The following is a 15,561-nucleotide window of genomic DNA, read 5'->3' as shown; positions in this document are numbered from 1 at the left end:
TTTATAGGTTTATATTTGTAAAAAAATTGCGATTGAAAGTTTACCTAAGCACCTTATTTTGTTTACTATCGGTTACTTTGTTCAGTCAGACCACTAGAAAATATTCTAATGAGTTTATGAATATTGGTGTTGATGCCGCCGCTTTAGGCATGAGCAGTGCCGTTACTTCGCACACCGCTGATGTTAACTCAGGCTACTGGAATCCTGCCGGACTTCTGGCTCTGGAAGACAACCAGTTAGCCTTGATGCATTCCAGCTATTTTGCCAATATTGCCAATTATGATTATGCCGCTTATGCTATGCCCTTAGATAATAGAAGTGCGATTGGTATCTCCTTAATTCGGTTTGCAGTTGATGATATTTTGAATACCACGCAATTAATTGATGAACAAGGGAATATTAACTATGACAGGATTAGCCTATTCTCTACCGCAGATTACGGACTCACATTTTCATATGCCAGGGAACTTCCGGTTCAAGGTTTAAATTACGGCGTAAATGCGAAAGTAATACGTCGTGTTATTGGAGATTTTGCTTCGTCCTGGGGGTTTGGCCTGGATGCGGGCATTCAGTTTGAAACCAATAACAACTGGAAATTTGGAGTTATGGCTCGTGATATCACCACCACATTCAATGCCTGGGCTATTGACGAAGGTGAATTTGAAAAAATTAGAGATGCTGTTGAAGGCCAAAACCAGGAATTACCCGAAAGTACGGAAATCACCATCCCAAAACTGCAAATTGGTATTTCTAAACAATTCGATTTTAACATTGATTACACCTTATTGGCGGCAGTTAATTTAAATGTGAGGTTTGAAGAAAATAACGATATTATTTCAACCTCTTTTGCCAGTATCAATCCTGCCCTAGGTTTTGAATTTGGGTATATTGATATGGTTTACTTGCGTGCCGGTATGGGTAATTTTCAAAATGAATTACAGATAGATAATACGGAGCAACTCACCTTTCAACCAAGTTTTGGCGTAGGTTTTAAATACAATGGTATTCAAATAGATTATGCATTTACTGATATCGGTGACCAAAGTGTGGCCCTGTATTCTAATGTATTTTCATTAAAACTCGATTTTAGTATCTTTAGGTAATGTTAAAAAAACTGCTTTTTCTTTTTTTAGTCTTTTCTTCATTTGCTTATGCACAACAAGTTACTCTTTCAAATACAGCCGAAATTAGTGTTTTAACTGTTGGCCCTGGTATCCCTTTAGTTGATTCGTTTGGTCATAGTGCCTTCAGAATAAATGATCCGAATAACAGTCTTGATGTGGTATATGGTTATGGCGAGTATGATTTTGATGCCCCTAATTTTTATTTAAAATTTGCCCGCGGTAAACTCAATTACCTGCTTAGCAAAGATGATTTCAGCAGGTTTTGCCAGATATATGTTTATTTCAACAGAACAGTTAAAGAGCAGGTTTTAAATTTATCACAAAGTGAAAAACAAAAACTCTACGACTATCTAATTAATAATTACAAGCCTGAAAACCGGGGCTACTTATACGAATTCTTCTTTGATAATTGTGCTACCCGAATTAAAGATGTAGCCAAAGTTTCTACGGATAATAACATTGAGTTCAATAATCCCGAAAATTTCAGTCCTAAAACATTCAGATATCTAATTTATGACAATGTAAATAAAAATACCTGGGGAAGTTTAGGTATTGATATAGCTTTAGGCGCCGTAATTGATAGAGAAGCTACTCCTGAAGAGCATATGTTCTTACCTGAAAATATTTATAAATTCTTTGATACTGCAACTAAAAAAGATGGTACCGCATTGGTTAAGAAAAATAACATTATTTTCACTGAAAGGCCAACCAAAACAGCCAACCACTTTTTTAGTAGTCCGTTGTTTATTTTAGGGCTCATGGCTTTGTTTATTCTATTTATTACCTACAAAGATTCTAAAGCGAAAAAACAAACGGTTTGGATAGATGTTTTTTTATTTAGCTTCACCGGAGTAGTGGGTATATGTATTTTATTTCTTTGGTTTGCAACAGACCACACCGGCACCCACCAAAACTATAATCTGCTATGGGCTTTTGTTTTAAATATTTTAATGATCGGGCAGCTTCCAAAGAAAAAAGTCAAAACCTGGTTTATTAAGTATTTAAAGTTTTTGATAATTATGCTATGTCTTTTGACATTGCACTGGATTATTGGCGTGCAGGTCTTCGCTATAGGGTTGATTCCACTGTTAATAGCTTTACTTATCAGATATTTTTATCTGGTTTCTTATTATAAGAAGTCTATTGCCCTCTAAAGAAAATCACTGTACTAAGTGTCTTGATGAGAATGTTTAAATCCAGTAAAAAGCTTCGGTGTTTTATATAATACAAGTCGTATTGCAGTTTAAGTAAACTATCGTCTACAGAAGAGCCGTATCTTGTTTTAACCTGTGCCCAACCTGTAAGTCCTGGTTTTACGATATGTCGTGTTTCATAAAAAGGAAGCATTTGAGACAACTCTTTCACAAAATACGGACGTTCCGGTCTTGGACCGATCAAACTCATTTCTCCTTTCAAAATGTTTATAAACTGTGGAATCTCATCCAGCCTTGTATTTCTTAAAAATCTTCCAAACAGCGTTATCCTTGAATCTTTTTTCTTGGCCCATGCCACACCATCCTTTTCTGCATTCTTTATCATAGTGCGGTACTTGATAATTTTGAAACGACGTCCGTTTTTTCCAATACGCTCTTGTGTGTAAAAAAGCGGCCCTCTATTAGCTATAATATTTCCAAGTAAAATCAGGGGGAAAAACACAACACCAAAAACAAGTCCCACAATCGAGATTAAAATATCAAACAAACGGTGAAAGAAGAGATACATTTTGTTCTGGTTGCTTCGGCTAAAAGGGAAATATTTATAAAAATCCCTACCAACAAACTGCACTGGAATACGTTGGGTTAAATCTTCATAAACCTGGGTATATTCCCTGATGGGTACCCCGTCTTCCAAAAGCGAAATAAGAGCATAATATATCTCATACGTGATGGTTTCCGAATTGTAACTGGCAACTACAATTTCAGATATGTATTCGTCTTTTACAATTTGCCTTAACTGCTTCGGACTGTATTCTTTTATTCCATTAAACTTTATATTTTCTTTTTTACTTAGCTCACAATTAACAAACCCAACGATCTTATAATTAGGATCGGCAAGTTTGAAAGCTTCAATGATAGTCTCAATACTTGAAATTTCTCCAACTATAAGGGCCTTTTTATAAAACCTTGGTGATACTATAAAGGTAATATACGCTAATCGCCATAAAACCAATGCAAAAAGAATAGCGAAATAAAAATAAACGATTTGTAAACGGTTATCAGGTAAAATCGGTGTGAAAAACGGCGTTAAAAAATAGAATAAAACCGTAACTGATACTGTAAAAACAATACTGGTTGATATCTTTTCTATTTTACTTGATTTCTGTAAGTCATATAGCTCGAAAATAGAGCCAAAAATTGAAATGTAAAGGATCAATACGAAAACCCATCTCCAGTTTTCCCTAGTTATGGAAAAGTAGTCAAATTCAAAGGTATCCCCCACAAAATAAAGTACAAACAGGACAAAAACGATATCAAAAATACGCAGTAATACTTTACGCTCTGATATATTGAAATGGATACTGCTTTTAGGCATTTTATTTCAGACTGGGAAATTAGGGTTGTAAAGATACAAGGAATTTAATTAAGCTACTATTTTAAAACTGAAATCCATTGGTGCTTCACAATTTCCCAATCAAAATTTTCAACCTTTTTTCTAGCTAAAAGTGTCATTTTCTCTATATCTTCTATGCTACTAATAACCTTATTAACAGCCTCCACAAATGCCCGTTCATCATTTGGTCTTACCAAAATGCCATCAACACCATCCTCTATTAAAAAAGACATACCTCCTACATTTGTGGACACCACAGGCAGGCCCAAAGCCATAGCTTCAATAACACTAACCGGCATATTGTCAAAATTAGTTGTATTGATAAAAATGTTATAGTCTTCCGATAGTTTAATCCATGCTTCTTTTGGTAATTTGCCTGTAAAACGAACTGTAATATTTAACTTCTTTGCCAGGGTTTTTACTTCGTCTAAACTTCCATCATTATCAGGTCCTACCATACAAAGCGCAACGTCCATATGCTTATCTTTTAAAATCTTTGCGATTTTTATCGCTAATGTTGGATTATAAATTTTTGAAAACGAACGTACCCATAATAATTTTACTTTATCAAAATGTCTTTTTTTAAAAGGGTAATTTTCTATTTCGATAGCATTCGGTATACATTCCACGTTCTCAAAGCCAGAATCTTCAAAACTGGATTTAATATAAAGTGATGGAGCGATATTGACGTGAGCTTTGTTAAAAATTGATGCTGATAATTTAGGAGATGACTTTAATCGCTCCGGTAAATTACCTCCATGTAGCATGGGTATGTACTTCAATTTAAAAAAGACGCATAACTTACTACACAAATAAGCATAATAAAAGTTTAAAGTACTGTAGGTATCTATTAATACATAATCCGTAGTTTTTCTATGCTTTACAATATGATACAACATATCAAACAGCCGAAAGAGCTTGTTCTTTTTACCTGAAGCTGAAATAACATGGTATGATTCCCTTTGCAAATTTTTGCTCAGGGTATCAATGGTAGTCAACGTTTTATTAGTTTGCTGTAACTTGTTTCCTATGTACAGGAGATTTTTCACACGTTTAAATTTTAGTAATTATCTGATAATATGTTAATTATAAAATTGAGAACGTGTGCAACCACTCCGTTCTCACATTAAAAATTTTAAACATTACCTTTTTATTAAGAAATTTTTAAAATTTGTTAATGCTCGTTTCATGTGTTCTTTGTTATTGTTTCTCAAATGTCACATGTAACATCAAGATGATAATTGTTGACTTTGCAGTGTTTTCTTTCCACTTGATGTTTCATAAACAATATTTAATAGGCACAAGCCATAAACAAAAGCCGGAGCCGCAATGCGCATTGCCGAATGATTTATTGTTAATAGCCAGAACGCATAAAACGAATAGAAAAAAATATTCGACTTGTTCTTTAAACGCAAAATTAACGGTACTATGAGTAAAATAAGAAATGCAAAAATACCGAACAAACCATGCTCTGCAACAATTCGGCTCATCTCGTTATGAGAAGCAGCTTCAATGCCTGTTTCATTAAAACGAACCTCTTTTACCTTACCAACACCAATTCCAAAAAATGGATTATTTATAAACTCCTTAAATTCAAAAGTCAATAAATCGGCTCTACCTGTTGTCACATCACCTTTAGAACGCCCTGCAGCATCCTGATTAGCATATCGTTTATCAATAAAACCACTGGTTTGAATAGAGCTTATAAACCAGGTAAACAAAACTACTCCCAAAAAGAAAAAAATTGACAATCTAATATTAAGCTTCTTTTGCCTGTTAACCTTTAAATAGTATAACATTAGAAAGCCTAAGATCATTATTAAAGCAGTAATAACCCCACCTCTACTAAAAGTCACGACAGCCCGAAATCCCATCAACCCTAAAATACCCAAATCTATAAACCTTAGCATGATAGTATCTTTTGACATGAAAAAACGTGCTGATAAAACAAACATTCCCAATCCTAAAACGGTTGCTACCTGGTTGGGGCCAAACCCGCCTGATGTTGCAAAATTTGAAGCTGTTCCTGTAATTACCGTTTTAATATCAGGCGTATAAAGAAATAAATACACGGTCATACTTATCAGAGGTAGCAAAAATCCTAAGAGAATTATTTTAATTTGATTAAATGTTATTCTGCGACGGTAACAAAAGATCGCTACAAGCCCTAAACATACCGGCCCGCTTAAATTAAAGGCTATGGCTCTGCGGATATCAGTTTCAAACCCCATTTCTGAAACAGCCACAAAAATCCCAGGTATCAGCATTAATACATAAAGCACATATATTAATGCTTTGTTAGTAAAGCTAACGCCAAACATTCCTAATAAAATGAAAACAATTACTAAATACTTACTGGCCTCATAAAAAAATGTCCCTCCATTCATCCTTAAAAACACCTCAATGCCTACAATATATGCGCAGGCTAATAAAACATAGAAAGCTTTATTCTTTTTTGAAACTCTTATAATTTTATAAAGACAGAAAAACGTAATAAACAAAAAATACAGCGTAGCTAAGGGCTTAAAAACAAAAACAGCTAAACCTAATAACACATGTAATAAAAGTAGCTTAAAATATAGAGATAGTCTCATACTACGTGAAGCTTATATATGTTTATTAACTTATTAATTATTGCATTTTCTGAATAGAATTCATTCACCTTCAAAAACAAATTTCTCCCCTTTTTACTTCTAAGTCTTTCATCGCTAATATATTTAACTAAAGCTTCCGTTAAGGCACTTATATCAGCTTTATTAATAATCAATCCTTCGTTGGATGATGAAATAACTTTGCTACAATCACCTACATTGGTTACCACAGTGGGTAATTTTGCAAAACCATATTCCAATAACGCTATGGGTAAACCTTCTGATTTAGAGGAAAGAACGGCGATATCACAGCCTTTAAGTATATGTGATATATCTTGTCTACTTCCATAAAAAAACACCTTATTATTTAGTTGAAATTCATCTACCATGGACTTCAAGGATTGACTGTACTTGTCTTCTAAATCTTTGCCGATGCAATGCAAGGTCCAATCGGGATAAACTTCAATTACCGCTTTAAAAGCTTTCAACAACGTTTTATGGTTTTTTTGAGGCCTTAAATTAGCCAGATGAACAATCCTTTTCCCTTCATTTCCTTTTAATTTAGTTAATGGCTTGTTATTATCTGGAATTGCAAAATTTGGTAAATAGTCTACTCTTGCACATTTAAGATGGTCTTCTGCCCAATTCTTCAAAAGCTCATTTACGCTTATAATGTGAGAGAAAAAAACAGATATAATAGACAAGACCATAGACCTTCTTTGCTCTAAAAACTCACTATTACCGTAGTGATCATGCCATATTATTTTAAGCCTAGGACGAAACAACTTTACTAGGACCGCCAAAAAAAATGAACTGGAATGCGCATGAACAACACCTATTTCATTGACTTTAATAAACCCTTTCAACCTTTTAATGGCCTTAAAATCAAGGGTCTTATTCTTGTCAAGAAATAAATATTCAACTTTATCATTAAGACTTTCTTTTAATAATCCTTCTTTCCGAGTAGCACATAAAAAGGATTTATCTATTTTATGAGATAAGGCATTAGCGGTATTTACCGCTACCCGTTCGGTTCCTCCAAGTTCTAAAGAATCTACCAATTGAAGTACGCGCATAACTAGATAAGCAGTTTTTTTATTTCAGATTCAAATAAATCCAAAGTATATTCTTGCGACCATTGTGCCGCTAATTCAGACATCTCAATCAACAAATCCGCCCCTAACAAACAATTTAATATGTTATTAACTATATGCTCCACGTTCGGATCAATTAAAATCCCTCTTTTACCTTCATCTAACATATAGGGTACACAGGATATTTTAGTAGCAATAGGAATGGTTCCAAAAAACATAGCTTCCGCTATTGCTTTTGGCCAACCTTCCGACTTTGACGCTAGCATTAAAAAATGGGCCCGCTTTAGAACTTCCTTTATTTCTGACTTAGGCTTATTGCCATGGATTTTAACGTGCTCTTGTAACTTATTCGCAATTATATAAGTTTGCAACTGTTGTTTTAAAAGGCCATCGCCGAATAGCTCTAAAGTCACATCTTTTCCCATATCCTTTAATTGCTCTATGACTTTAATAGCAAGTAGTGGTCTTTTCCCTTCTACTAAACTACCGGTAAAAATAAAGTTCAACTTTTCTGAATAATTTCTTTTTTTAATAGGTTCAATCTCGTTTTCGGTATATGTTGCAGTGAAAAAAGCTTTTATGTTTTTACTTTGGTTTTTCCATTTGCCATACACCAAAACCTTCATTCTTTTTGTTAAAAAGGTATTGCTTAAAATACGCTTCTGAATCCTATAACTTAGTGGCTGTTTGGAATTAGGGTCCCAGTTACCGGCATATTTCGCGGTCTTAATTTTAGAAGGAAACAGCATTTGAACCAAACAACCAAGCAAACCAATATTTCCTGGACACCTTAAATGGATATGACTTGCCTTTCTACAGGCTTGAAATATGCTAAAGAAAATTATTGGCAATTTAAAAAGTGCCCTTATAGCACTTTTAACCGATATAAAAGCTATTTCAGGTATTTTTACAAAATCCAGATTTTCTTGATTATAGGCTAAATCTATATTGGAAGGGGCTTCATTGCACAAGGGAGCAACCACGACTACACGGTCTACATATTTAAACCATAAATTCATCTCTCTTACGTAGGGTGCATAACCATAAAAGTCATTTCCTTTTTTTTTATGTACAACGTGTGTTAATACGAGAAACCCCATTTATTGCTTAAGTTTATAAGAGTCGTTTAGTAATTCAACATCCCCCCTTTTTAAATTATCCTTTTTGAAAATCATGCTTAGCCCCATGGGTGAAAACATACTCAAATAGGCCGTTCTTTTTTTAAAAACATCTAAATATTTTATCCAACCAAACATAAATCTTGAAACAAATAACATAAGCATCCTGAGGTATCTATTAGAAAATAAATCTATTAAAAATTGCGCATTAAAAGTGGCTACGGCACTTGCGCTTCCTTCATTGGCTTCAAATTTCTCTAAAGCGCAATAAGGAAACAAACTTCTTAGACCAGTAAAAGTGAATCTAAAAAAATCGTATGGGGGACTGTGATACGGAAAATTAAAAGGGGTTTCAATTAACAAATTACCATAAAGTTTGGTAACACGCTGAAGCTCATTAGCAACTTCCCATGGTCTAAAGGTATGTTCTAAAACTTGAGGTACTAATACCAAATCAAAACTTTCATTTTTAAAAGGTATGTGGTGGGCATCAAATACAATATCCGGATTAAACTGCAAATGAACATCTGAAGTAATGACTAACGAATCTTTAAATGTCTTATTATAAAAAGCTACCTTATCACCGGCACCAACAACTAGAACTTTCTTTCCTTTAAATTTATCAGCAAGTTGCTCATAGCGCTTCCTGAATCCAAAATCCTTAGAAAGTGATGGTAAAACCTTTTTTCTAATTATATTCTTTAAATTGTCCTTCCTATAGTTAGAATTTTGTGCTGTAGGTACTTTTTCTAATATATCACATACACTGAATATACTTCTTGACTCATCAATTATTACAGGAATATTGTTGACTGTCTCATATTTATGACCGCAGTTAAAAACAATTTCAGACGGCTCAATAGCGGCACAATCTTCTTTTGATATTGGATTAATTAGGTTTTTCTTTAAAAATTCTAACTTCATTATTTTTTTATTGGTTTATTGAAAAATAAAGATATCCAACCAGAAAATCTTCCTAGCGTCTCAGTAAATGATTGTACTTTATTGGAGCCTTGAAAGGCATTAATAAAATGAATACCCATAAGCAATAATGTTGTTGCATGAAACTTTAAATTAGTTTTAATAGTTACCTGATTGTGCTTTATGCGCCATACGTACCACCCATTCCTAACGACCATCTTGCCGTATTTATACCTATTAGGCCTCCCCGCTGCTTCATGAAAATGTTCTAATTGTGCCCGTGTATTAACATACAATGCCCCAAATTTAGAGGCTCTTAAACAAAAATCTAAATCTTCATACAAACCATATCCATCAAAATACTCTGAGAAATTAATTTTCTTAAATGCATCCTTCCTATACGAAGAAACACCGCCCATAAAGAATTCAACGGGATACACCTTACCGGAAGGTGGTAAAAAGCTAATGCTTCTGGCATGGGAAAAACTTGGCATAAACCCTGGGGCCATATCGGGCAATAAATTAAATATACGTCTCACCCGAAACCTAAAAGGTTCATTTCTCATATAACCATCAAAATAAAACCTTGACGGGTTATTATTTTTATCCGAAATACTCCATTGGACTTCGTTCGTAATATAACCACCTACAGCTATGGCATTGGGTTTTCCTTCATAGGTAGCTATAAGATTTTGGAAATAATCCGTTTCTAATACAACATCGTCATCTAAAAAACAAATAACCTCTGAGTCCTTATCAACCTTAGTAATGCCATAATTGCGTTGCTTTGTTAAACCCCGGTGTTCATCCCCTACCTTGAAGTATTTGAGGTTTTTGAAACTGTTTTCTTTTAAAATCGTTTCAGTCTCATTATCTGTAGAACTATCAATAATCAAAATCTCATTAGGGTACATACTTTGCGTCCTTACAGAATTCAATAATTCTAAAAGGGGTTTGGATCTCAAATATGTACAGATAATTAATGAAAAGGTCATGTTATTGATATCTTGGGCCTAATGCTATTAAGCGTTTCGCATATTGAAGCGACTTTGTAAACTGTAACTGTTTATAAGGCAACTTTAATAATCTCAACGGCAATGCTTTTTTATCATTTTTAAATAAATAGATGAAAAAATGTTTATGTCTCCATTCCTTAATTTGGTCTTTATTAAAATGCTTTAATATGCCATAGGTAATTGTAGGGCTTGGGACCGGTTTTACAAATTTAACCGGGTTATCAAGCTCCCAGGGTTGGGTTTTGCGTTGTTTCCCTATTATTTTAGCCTGCTGGCCCCAAAACCTATAACCTCCCTGAGGCGGCTTTAAATGTAAATTAGGTGAAAACGGGTTATGTAACAAAACCCCTCCGGCTTTTAAAATACGTAACCCAAAATCAGAGTCTTCTCCATAGCCTCCATCAAAGTTAATATCATTGCCTGCTAGCTGTTCTACCAGGTTATGTTTAACTATAGAGTTAGCATTACTAAATGATTGAGACACGCCGCCTTTCCATCTTTCTTCTCCCAAATCGTCTAAACGTTGTTTCAAATCAGTCAAATCCTGGGCTTGATGAGAAGCCATAATGTCTAACCCATTGGCAGCTTCGGCCTGATATGTTTGTAAAAACCTTAAATGATTTTCAACAAAATCGGGCAATATTCGTATATCATCATCTGCAAAAATGATATAATCACCTGTACACATGGCTATGGCTTCATTTCTTGCTCTGCAACTACCTTTTGTAGTTTGCCATTTTACTTTAATATCAAATTTGAAATTTTCCTGTTGATAATACTTATCGTCTCGCTCACTTTCGGGCGTTGCATCTACAATGACCGCTTCTTTAATTAAACAGGTTTGGGCATTATGATCTTGCAATAGCAACTCCGTAAACGCTTGGCGCTTCATTGTTGGTATTACCAAACTAACCGACGGACTACCTGATAGTGGCTTTAATGCCCTTAATGATACAAAAGTTTGAAGCGTGCCTCCTGTCCTTATTTTGGTTTTAGCCTTATTTAGAGCATTTAACTCCTTGAAAAAGCGAAAAACACCTTTTCTTAAAAGCATATAATAACTATGGTGCCTCTTAAAATTCTTTAGGTAGAATAAATATCTGTCAGATGTTGAAATTTCAACATTAGTTTGCCTGACATTTGGGAAAAGATCTTTTATGTATAAAGGTATTCCGCCCTGGTAACGCAACAGGTTGAAGCCAAAATCCAAGCCCGAAACCAAAAGGTTCTCATATATAAAAATAGAATCTTTGAAGACTTCCCAAACGCTTTTTCTAACTACAAACGCATGTATATTAATTCGCCAGTTTACACAAACTTCACGACCCTCAAAATCATTTAAAAACCACCAATACACCGCTGTTTGGTATTTAATTTCCTGAAAGCAATCTTTAAATCCCTGATCTAAAGCACTATGCCATACATCACCCGGCGTAGATGCCAAATCATCAAGTAGCTCCAAATTCGGCTTACCAACGTATAGCAGGGTTTCATTAGATTTGGTTATATATTCTTTTAAAACTAATTGCTGATCAGGCATTTTCAAGTACTGTTTTATAAAAATCTACATTCTTTTGGGCAACAACCTCTATATCAAACACGTTCTTTACTTTACTTCTAGCAGCTGTTCCCAAAGTGGTTTGCAAAGCGGTATCATTTAATATCTTTAAAATAGCATCCGAAAAGGCCTGATGATTTTTAGGGTCAACCAAATAGCCTTCTTTTCCATGGACTATCATTTCACTTGCCCAGCCGATATCGGAAGCAACAATAGGTTTTTTCATCGCCATAGCCTCTAACCAGGACACGGGAAGTGCTTCAGCAAATGACGGAAATATACATAAATCGGAAGCATTTATATAGTCTTTTATTTCCGAGTAAGGCACTTGCCCTAAATAACTAACCTGTTTACTGGCTTTCTCACTAAATTTAGCTTTCATCAGGTTCCAGGTGGAACTTGCTCCTGTTTTTATATCCGATGCATCTTTCCCTACCAAAATAAGTTCTATTTCCGATTGCTGTTGAACGATCTTATTAAATATTTCGGGTATTTCCAAAACACCTTTTTTCCGTATCAATGTTCCAAAATATAAAATCCTATCAGCATGCTCTTTATCTTGTTTCGGCTGAAATAATTCTACATCAATGGCATTTGGTATCACCCTAAACTTAAGGTCTAAATCAAAAACCTGATTGGTTAATTTGCCCACATAATCACTAACGGCAATAATGTCATTAGCTTTTTTTAAAGCGCTTTTCTCCAAGAATCTGTTTTTGGGTTTTACCTTTCGTCTATCCAGATAACAAAAATAAGTATCGCTTCCATGAAGTTTTAAAATTAAGGGACATCTTAAATTTATAAAAGCCGTAAATCCGGTCCAATCAGGTGCTTCAACAATATCTATATTTCCTGAAGCATGCATTTGGTTAATCAGACGTTGGACCTTCTTCTGTGTTAAATAAAGAGATAGTCCTTTAAACTTCACATTCTTCACTTTGTGTATTACAAGGTCATTTTCTTCAATAACATCATCTTTATCCTGCCCGTAAACAATAACCGAAACGCTATGTTTAAGCTTTATCAAGCCCTTTGATAAACTCATAATACTTGCACCAATACCTCCTGAAGGGGTTGTCTTGGCATGCGGGAACTCCGGAGTTAAAAATGCAATCTTCATGATATAAGTTTAAAATAATTTTCAACCATGTTCCGAATTGAAAAGGATGCTTCAATTAATGTCCTTGTGTTTACTTTTATATACTTTTCACCTGAAAAGACGTCCTCAATAATATCTTTTAATTTTGAGATGTCTTTTGCCTTAAAGATGTAACCATTCTCCCCATGAGTAACTGCTTCTTCATTACCACCCACATTAGTAGTTATTACCGGAACATTTGCCGCTAAACTCTCTAAAATTGACAAGCTAAAACACTCCATATGGGTAGGCTGTAACATATAGTCATACTGACCATATATTTGATTAAGATTTGAAACACTTCCTTTAAATGCGAATACTTTAGTCAATGAAAGTGCATTAACTCTTGCTTTAAGCACATCTTCATAGGGTCCTTCACCGTAAACGTCAATGGTAAGTTTACTTTTAACAGGTTCGGGTAGCAGACCAACCGCTTCTATAAGGTCTTGAACACCTTTAGATTCCCTTAAATGTGAAGCCACTAAAAACTTAGGAAACTTATCACTTCTATCTGTATTGGTTTGTATATGATCTATAAAAATCCCATTATAAATTACTGAAGTTTTTTGCTCTAAGGAGCTACCAAAGTCTTTCAATATTTCATGGGTTGTATAGGTGGAAACTCCTATAAACTGATCTATGCATTTTGAGTATAACCAACCTTTCAAACGCTTTTTAATCCTTTTTTTTAAAGGATAGCCCTTTAAAGGCCTTGGGTTATGATCTACAGCAATGACCCTAGCGGCTGTTTGTTTTTTAAGTTTACAGTAAAACGATGTACAAAGTTCAACGAAGTGTGTAAAAATGAGGCTATAATCTTTTTCAAGACTATTAAGGACAAAAACTTCAAAAGCAGACTCCTGTTTCGACGAAATAATATTTAAATCCGTGTAGGAATCATGGTTGGAATAATTAGGAAAAAACCAATCGACCTCCACATTATTTTCTTTGCATTTCTTATCAAATGCCCAGAAAAAATAATCCATGCCCCCTACCCTGTCCGGAAGTAATTTATAATTACATATGACGGCAATTTGCTTTCTATCTACACCCATGAGGCTAAACTTTTTACCAGTTGTTTATTGGTTTCTTCTAAAGGTACTCCAACCTGCTGGTCAATGAATGCCTTTCTGTTTTTTGTACCTGAATTATTTGATAAATAAGCAGATATGGCCTCCAGCAACTGTTCCTTGTTCTTTACAACTCTGGTTGATTTGCTATTGACCAAATGCTGAATATGCTCATAACCCAAAAAGCGCTGGTCATCATATAATCCGTTATCAGCATTTCCGAATACCGGATTAATAACAGGTTTATCAAACATCATAAAATCAAGACTCATCGTTGAAAGCATATTAATATTCAAATCGGAATATTCTAATAAGGCTCTTAATTGTTTAACATCTTCCACTGTTGGAATACGTTGCGACCAGGATTCCTGATGATTGGGCCTTACTTGTTTCCATTTTGGGAAATTCCATTTTATAAAAGGGAATTTTTCAACCAGTTCTTCAAAACGAACGGGGTCTTCAGCCGGCGATGTTCTTACAATAAAATTAACGGGCTCCACTGTCTTCTCTAAAATGGCATTAGCCATAGTTTCAATATAAAGTTCATCATTTTTACTTGTTGAAATATCCCCACAACTAAAACAGATCGTTTTTAAATTTGGATCTAAATCGAATTGATCAATAAAGTCTGTTTTCGATATTTTATATGTTTCCATGACATAGGGCACAAACTGGGGTGTTCCAACTACTTTAATATGTTCCTCTTTGATTGCCTTATAAAATTTTAACAAATCTTGTTTCATCAAATCACTCCACACTAAATAATAATCAAAGTTCGAAGCCATTCTTCCTTTGGAAGCCAGGTTATCCCAACTAAAAATAAATGCAGACGTCTTTATTTTTTTTCGATTTGCTGCATACACCAAAGGTGCTATATAAGGAGGCCGTTGGTGGGTAAAGAACAACATATTAAATTGTTCTTCTTCTAATATTGATACATATTCCTTAGTTATTTTATGATGCCTGAATGTAACATTTTGCAACCTCTGGAACTGTTGGATATTTGACTCACTATGAAACAAAGCCGTAAGTCTGTAGATGAATCGCGTAGCATATCCTCTACTGGTTTTAAACCTTGAGTAATTGGCATTTAAATTATCCAGGATACCAAAATTTTCTTTTTTATGTAATTTGAGATGCGCTATTTCTTTTGCCTTTCTGAAGAACCATGTTTTAAAAGTTTCTACAAAAACATTTAGCTCAACAACCCTTAACTCCGTATGTTCTTTATAAATGGATTTTGGTAAACAGGATAGAATAACTACCTCATTAAAGGCCTGGTTTGCATATTTTAAAAAGTCACTTAAAATGAAATTTCTAAAGCCAACTCCGTCTGTAATTACAAGAGCTAATTTTGATTCTTTTTTTTGCAATTTTTTGT

At 34.4% G+C, this 15,561-nt stretch carries 13 protein-coding genes; 2 read left to right on the top strand and 11 right to left on the bottom strand.

All coding sequences use genetic code 11. The annotated features are described in order from the left end of the window. Positions 1-116: 116 nt before the first annotated feature. Positions 117-1,103, top strand: coding sequence for a PorV/PorQ family protein (locus tag Q0983_RS05675; RefSeq protein WP_299550472.1), 987 nt, complete (start codon positions 117-119; stop codon positions 1,101-1,103). Continuing rightward, positions 1,103-2,278, top strand: a complete 1,176-nt coding sequence (locus tag Q0983_RS05670; protein ID WP_299550083.1) for a DUF4105 domain-containing protein — start codon at positions 1,103-1,105, stop codon at positions 2,276-2,278. The genes Q0983_RS05675 and Q0983_RS05670 overlap by 1 nt, the downstream gene beginning before the upstream one ends. Here the strand turns inward: Q0983_RS05670 and Q0983_RS05665 are convergent. The 11 genes from Q0983_RS05665 to Q0983_RS05615 all read right to left on the bottom strand — a co-directional run bounded on the left by Q0983_RS05665 (position 2,265) and on the right by Q0983_RS05615 (position 15,553). Continuing rightward, positions 2,265-3,656 (bottom strand): sugar transferase, encoded by a 1,392-nt coding sequence (locus Q0983_RS05665; RefSeq protein ID WP_299550080.1) that lies wholly within the window; start codon positions 3,654-3,656, stop codon positions 2,265-2,267. The two genes, Q0983_RS05670 and Q0983_RS05665, sit on opposite strands and share 14 nt — an antisense overlap. 56 nt (positions 3,657-3,712) lie before the next feature. Continuing rightward, positions 3,713-4,723: a glycosyltransferase family 4 protein gene (locus tag Q0983_RS05660; protein ID WP_299550077.1), complete on the bottom strand. Its 1,011-nt coding sequence runs from the start codon at positions 4,721-4,723 to the stop codon at positions 3,713-3,715. Positions 4,724-4,903: 180 nt separating this feature from the next. Further along, complete coding sequence (locus Q0983_RS05655) at positions 4,904-6,268, bottom strand: O-antigen ligase family protein (RefSeq protein ID WP_299550074.1); 1,365 nt, start codon at positions 6,266-6,268, stop codon at positions 4,904-4,906. Beyond that, positions 6,265-7,341 (bottom strand): glycosyltransferase family 4 protein, encoded by a 1,077-nt coding sequence (locus tag Q0983_RS05650; RefSeq protein ID WP_299550072.1) that lies wholly within the window; start codon positions 7,339-7,341, stop codon positions 6,265-6,267. The genes Q0983_RS05655 and Q0983_RS05650 overlap by 4 nt, the downstream gene beginning before the upstream one ends. A 2-nt stretch (positions 7,342-7,343) precedes the next feature. Further along, positions 7,344-8,459 (bottom strand): glycosyltransferase, encoded by a 1,116-nt coding sequence (locus tag Q0983_RS05645; protein ID WP_299550069.1) that lies wholly within the window; start codon positions 8,457-8,459, stop codon positions 7,344-7,346. After that, entirely contained in the window at positions 8,460-9,401 is a 942-nt protein-coding gene (locus Q0983_RS05640; protein WP_299550066.1) for a methyltransferase domain-containing protein, read from the bottom strand. It abuts the gene before it with no gap. Next, positions 9,401-10,393: a glycosyltransferase family 2 protein gene (locus Q0983_RS05635; protein WP_299550064.1), complete on the bottom strand. Its 993-nt coding sequence runs from the start codon at positions 10,391-10,393 to the stop codon at positions 9,401-9,403. Before Q0983_RS05635 ends, Q0983_RS05640 begins: the two co-directional genes overlap by 1 nt. A gap of 1 nt (position 10,394) precedes the next feature. Beyond that, the gene (locus tag Q0983_RS05630) at positions 10,395-11,954 is read right to left on the bottom strand and encodes a glycosyltransferase (RefSeq protein ID WP_299550061.1); all 1,560 of its coding nucleotides are present in this window, start codon (positions 11,952-11,954) and stop codon (positions 10,395-10,397) included. After that, positions 11,947-13,092 (bottom strand): glycosyltransferase family 4 protein, encoded by a 1,146-nt coding sequence (locus Q0983_RS05625; RefSeq protein ID WP_299550059.1) that lies wholly within the window; start codon positions 13,090-13,092, stop codon positions 11,947-11,949. Before Q0983_RS05625 ends, Q0983_RS05630 begins: the two co-directional genes overlap by 8 nt. Continuing rightward, on the bottom strand, positions 13,089-14,165 hold the full coding sequence (locus Q0983_RS05620; RefSeq protein WP_299550056.1) for a glycosyltransferase family 4 protein: 1,077 nt from the start codon (positions 14,163-14,165) through the stop codon (positions 13,089-13,091). The genes Q0983_RS05625 and Q0983_RS05620 overlap by 4 nt, the downstream gene beginning before the upstream one ends. Continuing rightward, entirely contained in the window at positions 14,156-15,553 is a 1,398-nt protein-coding gene (locus tag Q0983_RS05615; RefSeq protein ID WP_299550053.1) for a hypothetical protein, read from the bottom strand. Before Q0983_RS05615 ends, Q0983_RS05620 begins: the two co-directional genes overlap by 10 nt. Between the last annotated feature and the right edge of the window lie 8 nt (positions 15,554-15,561).

Origin of the sequence: Seonamhaeicola sp., from assembly GCF_028281565.1 — a bacterium.
Taxonomy (GTDB): Bacteria; Bacteroidota; Bacteroidia; order Flavobacteriales; family Flavobacteriaceae; genus Seonamhaeicola.
The sequence above is the reverse complement of the archived record's forward strand: the minus strand, read 5'-3'. Positions and strand labels throughout refer to the sequence as shown.

Coding starts and splice junctions, on each gene's coding strand:
- Q0983_RS05670 (WP_299550083.1), top strand. CDS start 1,103: ATGTTAAAAAAACTGCTTTTTCTTTTTTTAGTCTTTTCTTCATTTGCT.
- Q0983_RS05625 (WP_299550059.1), bottom strand. CDS start 13,092: ATGAAGATTGCATTTTTAACTCCGGAGTTCCCGCATGCCAAGACAACC.
- Q0983_RS05655 (WP_299550074.1), bottom strand. CDS start 6,268: ATGAGACTATCTCTATATTTTAAGCTACTTTTATTACATGTGTTATTA.
- Q0983_RS05665 (WP_299550080.1), bottom strand. CDS start 3,656: ATGCCTAAAAGCAGTATCCATTTCAATATATCAGAGCGTAAAGTATTA.
- Q0983_RS05675 (WP_299550472.1), top strand. CDS start 117: ATGAATATTGGTGTTGATGCCGCCGCTTTAGGCATGAGCAGTGCCGTT.
- Q0983_RS05650 (WP_299550072.1), bottom strand. CDS start 7,341: ATGCGCGTACTTCAATTGGTAGATTCTTTAGAACTTGGAGGAACCGAA.
- Q0983_RS05630 (WP_299550061.1), bottom strand. CDS start 11,954: ATGCCTGATCAGCAATTAGTTTTAAAAGAATATATAACCAAATCTAAT.
- Q0983_RS05645 (WP_299550069.1), bottom strand. CDS start 8,459: ATGGGGTTTCTCGTATTAACACACGTTGTACATAAAAAAAAAGGAAAT.
- Q0983_RS05635 (WP_299550064.1), bottom strand. CDS start 10,393: ATGACCTTTTCATTAATTATCTGTACATATTTGAGATCCAAACCCCTT.
- Q0983_RS05620 (WP_299550056.1), bottom strand. CDS start 14,165: ATGGGTGTAGATAGAAAGCAAATTGCCGTCATATGTAATTATAAATTA.
- Q0983_RS05640 (WP_299550066.1), bottom strand. CDS start 9,401: ATGAAGTTAGAATTTTTAAAGAAAAACCTAATTAATCCAATATCAAAA.